The sequence below is a fragment of the Mesorhizobium sp. M0923 genome, assembly GCF_040319365.1.
Taxonomy (GTDB): Bacteria; Pseudomonadota; Alphaproteobacteria; order Rhizobiales; family Rhizobiaceae; genus Mesorhizobium.
Genome location: NZ_JAMYNW010000006.1, coordinates 343,181 through 358,940 on the forward strand (window position 1 = coordinate 343,181; position 15,760 = coordinate 358,940).

At 60.8% G+C, this 15,760-nt stretch carries 8 protein-coding genes and 4 pseudogenes; 4 read left to right on the top strand and 8 right to left on the bottom strand.

Annotated features, from left to right (window positions below; translation table 11 throughout):
- Positions 1-161: 161 nt before the first annotated feature.
- On the bottom strand, positions 162-1,286 hold the full coding sequence (locus tag NKH89_RS13695; protein ID WP_023803914.1) for a tyrosine-type recombinase/integrase: 1,125 nt from the start codon (positions 1,284-1,286) through the stop codon (positions 162-164).
- Between the two features lie 115 nt (positions 1,287-1,401).
- Between NKH89_RS13695 and NKH89_RS13700 the strand changes: the two genes are divergently transcribed.
- Together NKH89_RS13700 and scpB are read left to right on the top strand one after the other, a co-directional pair.
- On the top strand, positions 1,402-2,424 hold the full coding sequence (locus NKH89_RS13700) for a DUF1403 family protein (RefSeq protein WP_023803913.1): 1,023 nt from the start codon (positions 1,402-1,404) through the stop codon (positions 2,422-2,424).
- A 3-nt stretch (positions 2,425-2,427) separates the two neighbouring features.
- Positions 2,428-3,160: pseudogene (gene scpB, locus NKH89_RS13705) on the top strand (SMC-Scp complex subunit ScpB).
- A gap of 17 nt (positions 3,161-3,177) precedes the next feature.
- On the opposite strand, the gene NKH89_RS13710 reads toward scpB, so the two are convergent.
- The 7 genes and pseudogenes from NKH89_RS13710 to NKH89_RS13740 form a co-directional block, all read right to left on the bottom strand.
- Positions 3,178-4,140, bottom strand: a complete 963-nt coding sequence (locus NKH89_RS13710) for a TniQ family protein (RefSeq protein ID WP_352909088.1) — start codon at positions 4,138-4,140, stop codon at positions 3,178-3,180.
- 77 nt (positions 4,141-4,217) lie between these two features.
- Positions 4,218-5,097, bottom strand: a pseudogene (locus tag NKH89_RS13715) (TniB family NTP-binding protein).
- Between the two features lies 1 nt (position 5,098).
- Complete coding sequence (locus tag NKH89_RS13720) at positions 5,099-6,430, bottom strand: TnsB C-terminal domain-containing protein (RefSeq protein ID WP_352909090.1); 1,332 nt, start codon at positions 6,428-6,430, stop codon at positions 5,099-5,101.
- Positions 6,431-6,872: 442 nt separating this feature from the next.
- Positions 6,873-7,904 (bottom strand): IS110 family RNA-guided transposase, encoded by a 1,032-nt coding sequence (locus tag NKH89_RS13725; protein ID WP_352909092.1) that lies wholly within the window; start codon positions 7,902-7,904, stop codon positions 6,873-6,875.
- 308 nt (positions 7,905-8,212) lie between these two features.
- Positions 8,213-9,241 (bottom strand): annotated as a pseudogene (locus tag NKH89_RS13730) (IS110 family RNA-guided transposase).
- 300 nt (positions 9,242-9,541) lie between these two features.
- Positions 9,542-9,723, bottom strand: a pseudogene (locus tag NKH89_RS13735) (IS66 family transposase); the annotation flags it as partial.
- Between the two features lie 79 nt (positions 9,724-9,802).
- Complete coding sequence (locus NKH89_RS13740; protein ID WP_352706559.1) at positions 9,803-10,348, bottom strand: VOC family protein; 546 nt, start codon at positions 10,346-10,348, stop codon at positions 9,803-9,805.
- A 1,207-nt stretch (positions 10,349-11,555) separates the two neighbouring features.
- On the opposite strand from NKH89_RS13740, the gene NKH89_RS13745 reads away from it, so the two are divergent.
- Complete coding sequence (locus NKH89_RS13745; RefSeq protein WP_352909094.1) at positions 11,556-12,824, top strand: aminotransferase-like domain-containing protein; 1,269 nt, start codon at positions 11,556-11,558, stop codon at positions 12,822-12,824.
- A 149-nt stretch (positions 12,825-12,973) separates the two neighbouring features.
- A partial coding sequence (locus tag NKH89_RS13750) for an amino acid adenylation domain-containing protein (RefSeq protein WP_352909096.1) occupies positions 12,974-15,760 on the top strand: 2,787 nt, incomplete at its 3' end.

Below are 15,760 nucleotides of genomic sequence, written 5' to 3' on the forward strand. Positions count from 1 at the left end.
TCGATAAGGGGGACTTATCGACGTGATCAACGCGCGGGAGAAAGTCGCCTGCAAGTCCGCTTGTCGGTTTTACTTCCCGATTTCAATTGAAACTCTAAGCTGGAAATCCTGCCCCTCCAACCGTCGCGTAGCCGCTTCAATCGGGGGAGGGGAGGGGCCATTCAAAGACCGCTGGCCTTGGTGAGATTGGTCCGGAACCGATCGCGACGGCGCTGATATTTGCGGGTCATCTCGGCCGAGGCGTGGCCGAGCTGCTTCTGCACGTAGCGTTCCTCGATGTCGGCCGAAGAGGCAAGGCCGGCGCGCAGCGAGTGCCCTGCAAACAGCAGCGCACGTTCCCCTTCCGGAAGATCGGAGCGGACGCCGGCGGCGAGTGCGGTCTGCTTGACCAGGCGGGCGACATGCTTGTCGGAGAGCCGCTCGACATCGACGGTCTTGTTGTCCTTGAAGATGCGGCGGAAGAGCGGGCCTCTCGCGATACGGCCGAAACGGATCCAGCTCTCGAGCGCGGCGACCGGGCAGGTCTGGTCGGATGCGCCGAGGCCGACCTCAACCTCGCGCCAGCCGGTCTTGCCGCGCAGCGTCACCAAAACGCCCTGGTCGGGAAAAATCTCGATCCAGCCGGCACCGTCGCTGTCGTCGTCGCGGACGACGTCGAGACCGACGATCTCGGACCGCCGCAGGCCGCCGGCAAAGCCGAGCAGCAGGATCGCCCGGTCGCGCAGGCCGCGCAGGTCATGACCGAGCGTATTGACCATCGCCTTGATGTCGTCTCCGAGCACGGCTTCCTTCTGCCGCGGCGGCTTGGCGTGCTTGCGGCGAATACCAGCGAGCACGGTGGCAATATGCCGATCGGCGCGATCCATTGGCACGCCGCGCTGGGTAAAGTTCCAGGCGAGGCCGGAGAGACGCCGCTCGATTGTCGCCACGGAGAGCGAGGGCAGGCCGCGTTTCGGATCGCCGGCAGCGGTGCCTGAGGCACAGGCGCCGATATAGAGGCCGATGACCTGGCTCGAGGGCGGCGTCGGGTCGAAGCCTTCCCGACGGCACCAGGAGATGAAATGCCGCCAGTCCTTGGCGTAGGCGTCCCGCGTGTTGTCGGAGCTGGCGGCGTTGGCGTAGGCCGTCGCGGTCTCGACGAGGGCTTCCAGCCGCGACGGCGCCCGCGGGGCGGGGGGTGAGGCGCCCATATCCATGACCAGATCGACGATGTCGGGCAGATCGCCGTCGAGATCGTCCGCGTCCGAGAGGTCGTTTTCAGTGGCTTTGGCCGGGGGATTTTCCATGATTTGGCAGGCTAGGCGCATATGTCCGATAAGGCAAGCTTACCGGACATAAAAGGACATCGACAAGCGCGGCGGTTTATCGGCATCTTCGTTGCCAAAAGCGCCTCCGTTAGTCATGCTGCCGAGGATGATTCTTCGCCCCAAACCGTCTCCTGTCCTTCATGGCCTGCCGCTCGGCCCCCAGCCGATCGTGCATGCGGCACCGGTGCCGTCCTGGCTGCGCAAGGCAGTCGAGACGGCGCAAACCGTTGAAGATGCCGCGATCGCCTTTGGAGCCGCGATCGGCGCGCTCGATGCCGTGGTGCGCCGGGGCGGAAAATGGGCCGGCGCCTGGCGGCAGCGCCTGGCGCTCGCGGCGGCCGCGGCGATGGCGCGGCAGGCGGGGCGCACCGAAGACGAGGCCGCACTGCGCGATTCTTTGCTCCTCACTCGCCCGGGCGACGATGTCGGGCCCGCCGGGTCTTTTCTGCTCGCCTGGCGTCTGCTGGCGGCGCGACCCACGGATGATTTGCTGACGGAGGCAGGCCTTGCCGCCGTGCAGGAAGAGCTTGGCGACGCCGGCGACGACGAAGCAGTCAGCGATCTGGCGGACGAGCTTCGGCAGCTCTCCACCAGCGAAGGGGTGGTCGGGATTCTGACCGGCGCGTTCGCGGCTACTGCGCGCCACGGCTTCGGACGCCATCTTGACTCTTGGCTCGCCGACGCCCTGCTCGCGCAAAGGTTGGGATGGCCACATGCGGTGCCGCTGCTCGGAACGCAGCCTGCATCGGGCGGGAGCACGCGTGGCGTGCGACCGAAAACAACCAGCCTGACGGAGAGGAACCAGGTGCCGGGCAGGGAGAGAGTGCAGGGCCTGCTCGTGGCGCAGGCGCGGGCCGCGCTGCGGGCCATCGACCTGTCGGCCGAGCTCGGCCGCCGCGCCGAACGGCTGCTTGCCGTCGCGCCGAAGCTCAGGGCGAAGGGTGCGGACCTTGTCGTCGACCATTTGCTGAACGACGATGCGCTCGTCGCCTGGCGCGGGGACAAAAGCACCGGGATGAGCGACCGCGGCCTGCGCCGCCTGTTCGACCGACTGGTCGGTCTCGGCGCCGTGCGCGAGCTGTCGGGCCGCGCCACATTCCGCATCTACGGGCTGTAGCCGATGGTGGAGGGCGCGCGCGCCAGACGAGGCAAAGGCCGGTCAGATGACGATCGGCCCGGCGACCGCCGTTCCAATGACCATTTGTTTGATCGGGAGCTTGACCATCTGCCGGCAGAGGTGCGCTGGCGGGAATGGATGAACCGCGTCGAGGCGACCATTTTTGCCGCCAGTGACACGCGAAATGCTGGCGCGCGTCGTCGGCAAAAGCTGCAGCATCGATCTCCTCATCGACGACATCCGCGAGGACCTGCGCGGCCGCCCCTACGACCTGGTCGCCGTCGCCGGCGGTTTTCGGCATCTGACGCGGCCGGCCTACGCCGACGCCATCCGCAGTGCATTTGGCACGGCCGTTGGCGGCAATGAACGCGCGGGTGATCTCACGCAGTCGGAGGTGCTGGTGCTGAATGCAATCGCCTACTTCCAGCCGATCACGCGCGCCGAACTGTCGTCGTTTTTTGGCAAGGAGATTTCTCGCGACCTGATCGGCCACCTGCGCGGCGCGAAGCTGATTGCCTCCGGCCCGCGCAGCCCGACGCCGGGCGCGCCTTACACCTATGTCACGACCAAAGCATTCCTGCTCGAATTCGGTCTCGACACGTTGCGCGACCTGCCGGACTTCGAGGCGCTCGAGGATGCCGGGCTGCTGTCGAAGGACAAGCTGCTGGCCGGCGACATCATGCCGGGGTTTTCGGTTGGCGGCGATGACGCCGCCGACGTCGTCCTGGACGAGTAGAGGACCCGGCGCCGATCTCAGGCTCGCTGAGCTGGAAGGTCGCGATGGAGCTTTGACGCGGTCCGATCGCCCGCCACGCGCAGATAGGCGGTCAGCAAATCGGCAAGACCAGCACTCGGCTGTGTCGGGCGATCGGATCTCGGCCGCTTCTGATGTTTGGCCAGGAAGTCGGCGAGGCCGGCAATCAATCCGTCATGGCCGCCTGCGGCCAGTATGCTCCGGCGCCGGTGCGCCGCAACAGCATCCTGGCCGGCGACCAGCCAATCCAATGGTCCGGCCGCAAGCAACTCGAAACAACGGATGCGCGCTGATGTCGACAGGCTTGTCAGGCTCTTTGCCGGGCCCGCATCGATGGCCTTCGGCGCGCGCAGGAGACGCGGAACCAAATCGCTGGTCGCCGGCGATCCTTTGATCGCCTCAACCCTGCAGATGTCGTCTACCGCACGCTCCAGGCGCCGGGCCGCCGTTTTGATCGGCACCTTCGTAGCGCCGCGCAGATCGAAGACGCATCGTGCGCAGAAATGCTGTGGCACAAGGTCGACCTGGTCAAAGGTGGCGATCCCGTGGCGGCAGGCGGGACATCGATCTCGAAGACCGCAACCATGCACGAAGCAGGAGATCCGCGTCGCCAGTCGCCACCGCCGGCGAAAATACGGCGCATCGTCGTCGGCAAGGCACCGGGGACAATACTGCATCCAGGTTGAACGGTTCCGGTGGGCGTTCTCGCGCAGCGGCAGCAGGAGCGGCGTAAACGCGCAGCCAGTCGTCGCCATCGGTGAGATTGCTTCATGCGGAACGCCTGACTGATCAAGGAGCAGAGCCGCAATCTCAAGCGGAAGCAGAAGGTCGAGGCGGGGCGACCACATCCCGTCGCCAAGCCCGAGGACGCCGGCGAACGCCCGCGGCGCGATTCCGTTGGCGATCGCAAGGCGGTGGAGCCAGCTCGACAGCAGCTCATCCGGAAGCGGGTCAACGGACACGGGCCACCGATCCCGAGCGACGTCGCCGTATCGCTCGCGGATCTCGATGGCGAAGCCCGCGCCGGTCGCGTCACCGTTCACAACAGGCAATCGCGCACCGGCGCCCGGCTGCGCTTCGAGACCGGACTGTAGTTCAGCGCCTCGAGCCCAGATCTCGTGATCCGCTCCGTACCAGACCTCACCGCGGCCAAGGCCGCCGCCGAGACGATCGCCACGGTCTCGCCGATCAGTCCCTTGGAAAGCTGGAAGATCATCCGCGCCATCGGTTCATCCGAGAGATCGGAAACGCGAGCGAGTGGCAAGGCGGCTTCGAGGCTGTCGAGCAGCGCGAGGAACTCCTCGCCATATTCCCAGCGCGGCACCGCGTGCAAATCGAACCGGGTCGCCATTTCGGCGGTCTGGTTGATGAAATCGTAGACAGCGACCTCCCCGATCAGAACCGGCGGAATGTCGAACTGGCGCCCGATCCGTCTCAGGAAGGCAAGCACGGCCTCGACGTCGCGGGCCCGGCCGCGAAGAGCATTGTGGAATTCGTCGAAGATCAAGATCCTTGGCTTCAGGCTGTCGAGCAGATGGTCGATCTGCTCGGCCTTGCGGCCGACATCCCGGCTACTGCCGGTCGGCGCGCGCAATGCCTGCAGGACGCTTATATAGAAATGGGCAAGGCCGGCGCCCTCGCGCGTCTGCACCACCCCACACTCTTTGCCGCTCGGACGTTTTCAGGTGCTCTACCGCAAACCGTTCCGCGATCATCGTCTTGCCGTTGGCATAGGGCCCGACCAACATCAGGCCTCGGGTCCGCAACGCCGGCGGCCGACCCATCAGCTCGGCAAGGCGTTCATGCGCCTGGACCGCAACCTGATGTCCGATCCATCGCGGCGCCTGGATGTAGCAGATACGCTCTTCCGTGCTGCGGTTGAGATACGGGCGAACCTGGTCGAGCAGATGGTCCGCCACGTCACCATTCCTCGACCGGCAGACGGCGTTTCTGGCGTCCGGGATGCTCGGCAGGCGCCGGCGTCGCCGGACGCATCGCATCATAGGGCTTGGGCGCCACTGCCGCGTGGGTTTTGCGCACGGCATTGCGCAGCTCGATCTTCGACGGCTTCTGTCCACCGGCGATCTCCGCGATCCGTCGGCGGAGCGTCACCTTTTCGACATCCGTTCGCGCGTTTGCGGCGCGCCGCTGCGAGCGGTCAGCTTCGCGCTCCCACAACGTCATCGGAGCGAGCATTCCGTCGCGCCGCCCCACGGACCGGAACTCCCTCGTCTCCGGATCCCGGATATAGACGTGGCTGATGTCGCGAGGATCGTATCGGAGCTCGAGCCTTCCCAGGCGGTCTCGTTGCGGGACGAGGCCGCCCAGCCAGGGCGAATAGTAGTCGAGGGCGAACATGCTGACGCCTTGCGGCGAGATGCGTCGCTCCCTCCCGGGCATGAATGCCAGCAGGACCCGCATGGCATCATCGTCGAAGCGCGGGAGATTGCGCGCCCGGCGCTCCCACTCTCTGGCCGGCACCTTCAGCGTCTTCGCGTTTTCCTGCAGGTTATGATCGATCACCGCGAGTGCGAGGCATCGCTCGAGATCGGCGAAGCTTAGACGGGCTCGTCGCTCTGCGGGATATTCGTCGCGGTCCGCCACGGATCTGCCTGTCGAGCCGGGCTGCGTCGCGAGAACGGCATTGAGCTTCCCGAGCAGCCTTTCGACCACACCACCCTGATGGACGCGACCGCGATCGCGGTAGCGGATGCGAATTCCGTAGTCCTCGCACCCACGCTGGAAGGCATGTCCTTTGAATTCCTTGGCGGAGTCGGTCACAAGCATCCGCGGTCGACCGAACATCGGCCACCCGTGCTCGATGTCGAGCGTGGCCAACCATGCCTCCTTTGGACACATGGCCTGCGCGAGGCAGAGCGCGACCGACAGCGCCGACGGCTTCTCAAGGGTGAGGCAGAAGCCGAGAATGCAGCGCGTCGCCACGTCGGTAACAATCGTAAGATATGCGCGGCCGATGAAGGTTCCACCACCGTCGACGACCTCAACGAAGTTGATGTCGGTAAGCGTGTGATCGATCTGGCAGACATCCAGCGGGTGCGTGGCATGGATGTAACCCGGGGTCAGAACAAGATTAGTGCGAAATCGTACGTTTAGCTGAGAAACTCTTCTCCAGATCGGTGCTCGTTCCCAAAATTGCGCTCTAGGTAGCATTTCCTGCCTAAAAACTGATATTCGGTACAGGCGGTAAACTACGGAAACATGCACAATTTCGGTTAGCGTACGATTTCTCACTAATCTTGTTCTGACCCCCTAAAGGCGATACCGTGGCGATCCGGGCGGTGGAGGTACGCTGCGTCTTCGCCGATTGCTCAACGCGCGCCACGGCGTAACAGAAACGGCCGAGGATAATCGCCGCTGGATGAAAGTTCAGTGGCATGTATGGACGTATATGGACCCCGCCCGATTGCAACAGGTCGGCTAGATCAAGATCGTCGGTCACAACTGCTGACGTATATCCGGCTTCCTGATGCGGCTGGACAACGTCGTCGCCGCGAGCCCCGATGGATTTTCGCGGGCTTCCACCTCATCGGCCCCTAGACATTGGCCGAAGCCAAGCCGGTCCACACACCAGGTTCGGGAAGCGACGGAATGACCGTTTCACCATCTCCTGCCATTTTGCTGCAATTGCTGGGGTGAGACCTCCTTCTGTTATTCCTTCGTTTGCCGCTTCGCCTTAAGCTGCTTTCACCGATGGTGCGTGCTCGTAGACTGTGCCGCCCGAGAGCATGGCCCACACGATCCTCGCATTCTTATTGGCGAGCGCGACAGCCGCGACATTGGGATGCCGCCTTTGCCGCAACTTACTAAGCCAAAGGCTTCGAGGATCCTGCTTGCCCGCTGCTTTGCCGAGCGCAGCGCGAGCGCCATGGATCATCAATGTGCGCAGATAGCGATCGCCGCGCTTGCTGATACCGAACAGGCGGGCTCGCCCTCCACTGGATCGTTGTTTCGGCACGAGACCGAGCCATGCCGCAAACTGGCGGCCGTTCTTGAAGCAAGTTCGATCACCTACGGCAGCGATCAAGGCTGTCGCGGTCACAGGGCCGATACCTTCGATCTTTCCAAGCCGTTGACATAGTGCGCTGTTGCGAAAGAGCTCCCGAACCCGCCGATCATAAGATGCAATGCGTTGGTCCAGTTCGGCCAACTCCGTTTGCACTTCTCGGATCAGCACCCGCACCAATTCATTGAGACCATCGTCGCTGCCCCCCGTAATTTCAGCAAGGGCCCGGCGCAGCCGTGGGATGTCGCGGGCAATGACCACTCCATGCTCGGCTAGAAGTCCACGAACCTGATTAACGAGCTTGACCCGATCTGCAACCAGACGGCTGCGAATGCGATGAACCGCTTGAATCGCCAATTGATCGGCTGATTTCGGCGGAACAAAACGCATCGTCGGGCGGCCTACGGCTTCGCAAATCGCTTCAGCGTCATTCCGATCGTTCTTGTTGGACTTGACGTATGGCGTCACGAACTGAGGGCTGATCAGCCGAACCTCATGGCCGAGATCGGAAAGCACCCTTGCCCAATAATGCGCTCCGTTCGAGGCTTCCATGCCGACCAGACATCGTGGCAGATTGGCGAAGAAGGGGGCTACCGCATCGCGGCGTAGCGTTTTGCGCACGACGACTTTCCCGTGGCAGTCGACACCGTGAACCTCGAAGACGTATTTCGCTAGATCCAGGCCTATTCGAACGATCTGCATGACATCCTCCTTCGTTGCAGTTGGCGTTCGAGATTTCACCTCGCCTGGAGGGCGGGGTCCATACCATTGGCCTCCGCAGGCAAGGGCTTTCTGACGTTGCTGCCAGATTGGTCGGATGCAGGCATGTATTCGGCCTTTGAGTGCGGCCTATTGTTGCCGCTGGCCCTGATGAAGTCCGCTGATCGGATCCCAGAAAGGTCAACGCGCTTTTAAGCGGCACCCACTGAGCGGGTTTGTCCGATCCCGGCTCGACCGTCCGTCATCACACCATCAGCGCCTCACCAATCTCGGCAATCCTTCTCGACTGCTCAAACGGCGGCCGAAGCCTCAAAGCGTCGTCCGGACATCATTAGCGCCCAAACGACCCGCGCCATTTTGTTCGCCAGGGCGACGGCGACGACGTTGTATGGCTTCTTCATCAGAAGATCGGCCGCCCAGCGAGTTGATGGCGCTTTTCCTGTTCGGCTGAAGCGGCGTACGGCATGGGCACCGACCACGAGAAGGCGGCGGAGATAAGGATCGCCCTGCTTGCTAATCCTGCCGAGACGGTCCTTGCCGCCCGATGAGTTCTGCCGCGGCACCAGACCTATCCAGGCCGCCAGCTGCCGGCCGGATTTGAAGAGCGCTACGTCTGTCACGGTTGCGGCGATAGCGCTTGCAGTGATCGGGCCCATTCCCGGAACTGTCTCCAGGCGTCGGCTCAGTTCATTCGAGCGATGCCAGGCATGAATCTGGCGATCCATCTCGCTGACCTTCTCGTGCACTTCCCGCAATTGCCCGATCAGCGGAAGAAGCGCCGACTGCGCAAGCGGCGAGATGAGATCGTGATCATCATCTTCAACCAACGCGATCAGCATTCCGACGCCAGCAACACCCTGGCGGGTACGATGCCGAACTCCGCCAGGTGGCCGCGCAAGGCGTTCACCAGCATTGTCCGTTGCCGGATCAAGAGCTCGCGGACCCGATGCAGCATCAGTACGCTCTGTTGCTCCTCGCTCTTCACCGGAACGAAGCGCATCGTCGGCCGGGCCACCGCCTCGCAGATCGCCTCGGCATCCGTCGCATCATTCTTCTGCCGCTTCACTTTACATATGGCTTGACGTAGGATGCAGGCATCAGCCGAACGTCGTGACCCAGTGACATAAGAACCCGAGCCCAGTGGTGCCCCGTCGCGCAAGCCTCGATGCCGATTAGGCACGGCGGCAATGCTTTGAAGAACCCAGCGACATCATCGCGGCGAAGCTTGCGACGGACAACGACAGCATCAGCGCCATTGACCCCGTGGACCTGAAACACCTGCTTGGCGATACCAGACCAATTGTGGTAATCTTCTCCATGGACGGCTCTCCCTCATGTGACTTTCGACAGCCACACTTTGGCACATTGCGATGCCGGGAGCGGAGGCCGTCCACCACATCAGGTCACCGTGCCTGGCGCAGATCAGGTGACGCTTTCCTTTTCGTCCAGTTCGTTCGCCTCGACCTGTTCGGCTTCTTTAAGCCCGAGGAGAAGCTGATCTTCAGTAAGTGTTTCGGCGCGTCGGCCCGCTGGCGCTGCAATCCTCTGATGATCTGGCGCAGATAGGCATTTTCCGCTTCGCGCGAAAGCACCATCGCTTTGAGCGCATTCAGGTCACTCGGGGCGCAGGTGCAGGCGGCACGGCCGGTCCAGTCCGCGAGTGTCAAACGGTCGAGAGCGATGTCTCGCCGCTTGCAGATTTTTGGCAGTCTGTAGAGAGTGAGGTGATCGGCGCATTTGGAGACGGCGACTAGGCTACGATCGCTTTTGTCGGAATGCCACCTTCGATCAGTCTTGCGGGACCCTGGTAGGCCGGCGGGCGCGCCTGAAGTCGGATCACCAGCATCGCTATAGAAACCGAGGGGACCACACCTCTTCGATCAGTATTTTCCAGCCTGCTCAAGTTGCTCGAAAAGCTCTTGTACGTTGTTTTCAAGAAATGCTTCCTCTCCGTTCCGATGGATGAGTTCAAAGCTTATCCCCGTATTAGGGCATCGAGAAGAGAATGCTTGTGTTAGGCCAGGTCCCTCAATAATGGTCGTGTCGAACGACAATCCCCGCGCTCTAAGCGTATTGACCGCCGCCGACACATCGTCGACAGCTAATGCAACATGAGCTAGACCTACCCCGTAATTTTGGACAAGTTGAGACACCTGCGACTCTGGCTCTGTGCCTTGGCAAAGTACAAAGCACATGTCGTTCCGAACCATGTCCGCACACACCATCCCAGTCTTCTTACCCTTTATATGCAAACGCCGCCTAAGCTTGAAGCCAAGGACATCTTGAAACAGGTGGATAGCGTCATCTAGTTTATGAACCGCCAAAGCTATGTGATCAATGCTGTGTAATCGAGGGTCATGATGGCCATTTGCCTCGATAGATACTTTCAGAGAGCCATCAGACGGCGAACCCACGGGATAAGTCATTTTTTTGAGTCCTTCTGTTTAGGTGACGCAGCCAATTTAATGATCAAGCCATAAGCTTGCTAACAGCCTGATTACACATGAGTAGCCTCGCGTACGGGAATGGTCCATTTTTGCGTGGTCGTGGGACAATTTCTGCTCAGTGTGAGCGCGTTTGTCGATGACTTGCATTTAACATGCCAACGGAAAAAACAGGCGCTGGCGTCTGGAGCGGTTTCGCCGCTGACAGGGGGCAGGTCAAGCCGGTCAGGTTCACGCGCTTTGAAGCGGTGGGATCCCGATCGTCTGGTCAGGATCATGCGCGCGGAGCGCAAGGTATGATCGCCTCAGGAGTTGTCGTTTACGTGTCGTGCCACCAGATCCGGAGAGCATGAGGAACTGTGGGGCGGTTGGTGGCGGAGGCTCTCTGAACGGGCCGGAACCGCGCCACGGAAAGTGCCCGTTTGATCGGCCGCAACGTGACTGCCCCACAGTTCCTCATGCTCCCACCTCTATGGGGTCAGAACAAGATTAGTGAGAAATCGTACGCTAACCGAAATTGTGCATGTTTTCCGTAGTTTACCGCCTGTACCGAATATTAGGCAGGAAATGCTACCTAGAGCGCAATTTTGGGAACGAGCACCGATCTGGAGAAGAGTTTCTCAGCTAAACGTACGATTTCGCACTAATCTTGTTCTGACCCCTTTAGAGCTTCTGGCCTGAACCTGGCAGCGTCCTGTCCGACAACCCGCACGCGCGCGACAAACTCGAGCCTTCCTCAGATGCTGGCGTCCAATGTCCGACAATGTCGGACACTAGTCATCTTAGTAGCGCCACTTAATTGTTTTGGCATGATTTTCCTTTGGCACGGCACTTGCACGGTCATGGTGTATCTGGGTCGCGGTTGAGGAGAAATCGTCTCATGACTACCAAAAATCCGGTCAGCTCTAGGTGTGCGTGGACGCAGTTTGCCAACTTCATAGGATCCGAGTCCTCTCGCTTTGAGAGGCGGCTCAGCTTCGAAGACATGCACTCAGGCGCGCAGGATGGATTCATCAATCAAACGATGGGTGCCTTTTTGATCAGTTTGATCATTCTGGCGAATAAGCCGTGAAAATGCGTGAGCCCTTGGGCCTCAATGATGTCGTCGCTCTGAGACTGGTGTGGTCCTCAGCCCGCCGATAGTCCTACGCAGGGTTCGATGTTGGATCACAGATCGCAATGTTCAGTTATGAAATTTTTGAACGAAGTCTCGAGCACGTTTCCCTCGGCAGTCTCGCTGGCGTCTGGCAGACCGAGTGAGCGGTTCTTCGACAAGCTCGACCCCCAGGTGCTGTTGAATGCGCTAGTGGTATATGAACGCTATTCAGCTGGCGGTCACGGGGGCGGGCAATTATTGTCGCACTTGCTGCAGTATGGACGAACCGCCGGCATTATCGGCGAGCTCGTTGCGCAACAGGTCCGGTCTGATGAGGGGGTTCCCGCGAGGGCGGATCGCGTACTGATCACCTCAGGATGCCAGGAAGCGCTCGCACTCTGCCTCGCCGCGCTGTGCCCTGAAGCTGCGGATGTGCTCCTAGTCTGCAATCCCACGTATATTGGTGCGACCGGTGCAGGTAAGGCCGCAAGGGTCGCCGTTACAGCATTGTCCAACTCAGCGCCTTGCGTTGCAGAGGCAGTCGAACTCGCCGTCCTACAATTGCGCCGGAATGGTCGGAGGGCCCGCGCTCTATACCTCATTCCCGATTTTGACAATCCGACCGGGCGCGTCCTCGATAAGGCCTCACGATGCGATATCCTTCAAGTGTGCGCAAGAAATCGGATTATCGTTCTGGAGGACAATCCATATCGGCTATTTCGGTATGAAGGTGATGAGATCCCTCCGATGGCCGCTTTGGATGAGGCAGGAAGTGTTATTTACCTGTCCACATTCTCCAAGACCTTGAGCCCAGCTCTCCGCGTGGGAGCTGCGACACTGCCCGATACAATATTTGGAGACGCGCGCGCTTGCCGGGCACTTTGGGAAAACCTGGTCCAGCTCAAGAGTTTCATTACCCTCAATACAAGCCATATTACACAAGCGATTGTAGCGGGACTCTTGATCGAGCAGGCAGTAAGCTTGCGTGGCTGGATTCGCCCCGCGCTGGATTGGTATCGTTCAAATCGCGACGTCATGTTGCGTCAGCTGGACAGTGTGTTTTCGCCTTTCCCGGAGCAGATTCGATGGAATCGACCCTCTGGCGGCTTCTTCCTGTCTCTTGACCTTCCTTTCCGGTTTGGCGCGGACAGCGTGGACGAGTGTGCAAGGTGTGACAATGTCATTGTTATGCCGATGAGCTTCTTTGCGTTGGATAACTCTCAAGACTGCCGGATTCGATTAGCATTCAGCGCGGTTACTCCCGAGCAAATCCGAACCAGTGTGACAGGTTTAGGCCGCTATGTGGCGCGGCGGTTAGGGCGGGAACTGCCCAGCTTAGTGGATGGACTGGCCGAGGGGTGAAGATGGCACGTCAGTCTTCACCGAAGCGCGCAAGCGCTTACGAAACAGGCGATTGGACTGGGCAAGGCCCTGCAGCCCAATCAATCTCCTCTAGCGTGTTTGTTGGCCGTGGTACGCTCGCAGTCAGGTGCGCGCAGCTGGCAATGGAGATGGGCCACCTCATTGGCGCGGCGCTGTGTGGCGACGCTATATTCGCAGAGTGGGCGGCTCGCGCCAATATCCCCTGTATTGCGAGTGTTGACGAGCTCTGCTCTCGTTTGAAGGCCGAGCCGGTGGATTGCATTTTCTCCGTTGCCAATCCGCTTATATTGCCACCGGACATGTTTGGGCGAGCCCGACAAGGTGCTTTCAATTACCACGACGGTCCACTGCCACGATATGCAGGAACTCACGCGACGTCCTGGGCGCTGCTGGCCCAGGAGAGCGAGTATGCCATCACGTGGCATCGTATCGATGATGGTGTTAATGCGGGTGAGCTGGTGGTTAGGCGCCAAGTGTTAATTGCGCCCACCGACACGGCGTTGAGCTTGAACCTCAGATGTCATGAAGCCGCGGTCGAGGGCTTCCGCGAGCTTTTAACTGGCTTGGCGAAGGGAAAGCTTACTGCTCGTCCGCAGGCGCTAGTCGACAGAAGCTATTTTCCGAGACGTCGACGCCCAGATGCGGCAGGCTGTCTGCGATGGGATCGATCCGCGCGAGATTTGTCAGCGATGACCCGTGCACTAGACTTTGGGCCGTATAATCCCAATCGATTGTGTCTGCCCAAGGCTTTCGTGGGTGATGACGTTGTCATAGTCAGGCGCTTGGAGGTGTTGCCTCGACGCTCGGGCCTTCCGGCGGGTTCCCTGCTTGAAATCCACTCCGGCCACTGGCGTGTGGCGACGGGTGCGCAGGATGTTGATGTTTGCTTTGGCGGCCCCGATGGTCAGCTGCTGGACGCGCGAGCACTCGCCAGGAACTTCAATCTGGATGAAGGTTATCGCCTTCCAATTTTGAGCGGTGATCAGGCGCGGAGCATAACTGCCGCCCATGAAAAGCTGGCGCCTTCAGAGGATTTTTGGCGACAGCGGCTTGAGCAGTTTAAAATATTGCAGCTTCCTTTTCTATCGGCGTCCGTGGCTGAAGCGCCGCACAGATGGCAGTCGAGCTCGTGGTTCATTCCAAGTGCTTTGGCTAAACTGGCGCCACATGATCGCACGGAATACCTGGTAACGGCTTGGCTGATCTATCTCGCCCGTATCGCGGGAGAAACAGAGCTTCAACTGGGATGGACGCCTGCATCGGATAGATCGCAAGCCGGTTTGAAAGCGGTGGAGGTGCTTATCGCCTCTGTCGTGCCGATGGAAGTTACCATTGATCTTGCACATGATTTTGAGGAAATGCGCAAAGCGGTGGCGGCCGAATTCGCTCAGCTGAGGGCGCACGCTAGCTTTGCCCGGGATCTTATCGCGCGCTGCCCGACATTGCGAGGTGTGGAGGCGCTACGGTCGCACCGGCCCTGGCCGCTTGGCATCACGATTACAGCAGATAGTTGTTCTGCCGCTGGCGATCTAGCTTCGAACGCGAGTTCTGAGACAACCCTATCCGGTGATTTGCTGACATTCGAGCTTTGCGCTCTGGATGGGAGCTTTCGATGGCACTTTGATGCAAGTCGATTGGCACCGGAGCAGATCGACCGCATGACGCAGCATTTGCAGAATCTGTTGTGCGCTGTGGTTGCCGATGCCGGGCTGCCGGTCGGCCGGATTGAACTGCTGTCGCCCGAGGAGCGGACCTACCTTTTGGAGGATCTGAACCGGACGGCGGCGGCCTATCCGTCGGATCTTTTCATCCACGAGCTGTTCGAGCAACAGGTGCGCCAGGCGCCGGAGGCGGTGGCGGTGGTCCATGAGGACGAGGCGCTCTCCTATGGCGAACTCAACGCCCGGGCCAACCGGCTGGCCCATCATCTGATCGCGCTCGGGGTGAAGCCGGATCAGCCAGTGGCGATCTGCCTGGAGCGCAGCCTGGCGATGGTGGTGGGTGTCTTGGCGATCCTGAAGGCCGGCGGCGCCTATCTGCCGCTGGACCCGGCCTATCCCTGCGCGCGGCTGCGGCAGGTCCTCGCGGATGCCGCGCCGCGGCTGCTAGTTTGCGATGCGGCCGGACGCGCGGCGCTCGGCCCTGAGGCGCTTGTCGATGTGACGGTGGTCGATCTGGAGACGGCCACTCCCACCTGGGCCGAGCTGCCGGCCTGCGATCCCGAGCCGCGCGCCCTTGGCCTCACCGCGCGCCATCTCGCCTATGTGATCTACACCTCTGGCTCAACCGGAACCCCAAAGGGCGTCATGGTCGAGCATGGAAGTCTGGTCAACTATTTGCATTGGTCGGATCGCAGCCATTACGAAGAAACCGGCAACGGTTCGCCCATGCTGCTGTCGTTCAGCTTTGATGCTGGCGTTACGACCTTGTTCGGGCCTTTGTTGGCGGGCGCCAAGCTTCGTCTTGTCAACCCCATTGCCCAAATACATGCGCTTGCTGGTTTAGAGGATGGTCAGACCTATGATCTAATCAAGCTGACGCCTTCGCATTTAAGCCTGCTGAACAAGCGGCTTGAAGCCGACAAGGGACCAGCCCCGACCAGAGCGCTCATGGTCGGTGGGGAGGCCTTGATCCCGGCAGACATGCAGTTTTGGCAAGAGCATTTCCCGAACGTGCGTCTGATCAATCATTATGGTCCGACAGAAGCGACGGTTGGATGTGCCACATTCGCAATATCAGACGCTGTCGGGGGGCTGGCCTCGATTCCCATCGGCCGTCCGATTGCGAACACGCGGATCTACCTGCTGGACGCTCATGGTGCGCCGGTGCCGTTCGGGGCGGTGGGCGAGCTCTATATCGGCGGGGCGGGGGTTGCGCGTGGCTACCTGAACCGGCCGGAGCTGACGGCCGAGCGG

What these genes read in the sequence shown, in the direction of transcription:
- NKH89_RS13695 (WP_023803914.1), bottom strand. Translation starts at nt 1,286, where the DNA reads ATGGAAAATCCCCCGGCCAAAGCCACTGAAAACGACCTCTCGGACGCG.
- NKH89_RS13700 (WP_023803913.1), top strand. Translation starts at nt 1,402, where the DNA reads ATGCTGCCGAGGATGATTCTTCGCCCCAAACCGTCTCCTGTCCTTCAT.
- NKH89_RS13725 (WP_352909092.1), bottom strand. Translation starts at nt 7,904, where the DNA reads ATGCAGATCGTTCGAATAGGCCTGGATCTAGCGAAATACGTCTTCGAG.
- NKH89_RS13740 (WP_352706559.1), bottom strand. Translation starts at nt 10,348, where the DNA reads ATGACTTATCCCGTGGGTTCGCCGTCTGATGGCTCTCTGAAAGTATCT.
- NKH89_RS13745 (WP_352909094.1), top strand. Translation starts at nt 11,556, where the DNA reads ATGAAATTTTTGAACGAAGTCTCGAGCACGTTTCCCTCGGCAGTCTCG.